The organism is Ottowia massiliensis (assembly GCF_900240305.1).
Taxonomy (GTDB): Bacteria; Pseudomonadota; Gammaproteobacteria; order Burkholderiales; family Burkholderiaceae_C; genus Ottowia; species Ottowia massiliensis.
In genome coordinates, this window is the sequence record NZ_LT964872.1 from 1 (window position 1) to 829 (window position 829).

Below are 829 nucleotides of genomic sequence, written 5' to 3' on the forward strand. Positions count from 1 at the left end.
CGGCTGCGCTGATGAGCAGCTCGTATTCGGCAAAGTGGCTGTCCGTGGCCTGGCCCAGGATGGCCGCCGGCTCCGTGACGTCCGCCACCACGATGTCCGCAGAGTCGCCCGGGCTGCTGATGCGCGCCACCGGCTCGTCTGCATCCAACGGGTCTGTCACGGCATACCAGTCTTGCGCTGTGACCGTGGCGCCCCGGCTGTCGCGCAGCACGGCAGTGACATCGTGGCGACCCATGGCGCTGGAGACCAGGCTCGCTTGCAGGCTGCCAGCGCTGACGGGGTGCGCCGTGCCATCCACGTGCAGGCTTTGCAGCGTGTAAGGCGGCTGGCCGCCCGTGGCCGCCACGCTGACGATGGTGGCGCTGCCAGCAGCCACATAGCGCGCGCTGAAGTGCAGTTGCGCAGCCAGCGGGGCAACGGCTGGCGGCGTGGGCGTCGGCGTGACGGTCGGCGTCGGGATGACGGTTGGCGTGGGTGTCGGGCTAGGCGTAGGCGTCGGTGTTGGCGACGGGCTGGGCGTGGGCGTTGGAGTGACGGTTGGCGTTGGCGCAGCTGCCGTGACGGTGATTTGCCAGGACTGCTCGGCGTAGGCCTGCCCGTCGCTCACGCGCAGGGCCACGGGCACGTTCGCAGCGGCGGCCGTGGGCGTCCATTGCACGGTGCAGCCGTTCAGGCTCATGCCTTGCGGGGCGCGCGTGAGGTTGCACGTCAGCGGCGCGCCTTCAGGGTCGGTGGCTTGCAGGGCGTAGCTGTAGGCGCTGCCCACTTGTGCTTGCACAGGCGGCGTGCTGGTGATGCGCGGCGGCTGGTTGGCAGGCGGTGTCGGTGT

Annotated in this window: 1 protein-coding gene; it reads right to left on the reverse strand. The window is 70.4% G+C overall.

Translation table 11 applies throughout. The features are described from left to right. Window positions 1-829: hypothetical protein (locus tag C1720_RS14065; RefSeq protein ID WP_199171044.1), on the reverse strand; the 829-nt coding region annotated here is incomplete at both ends.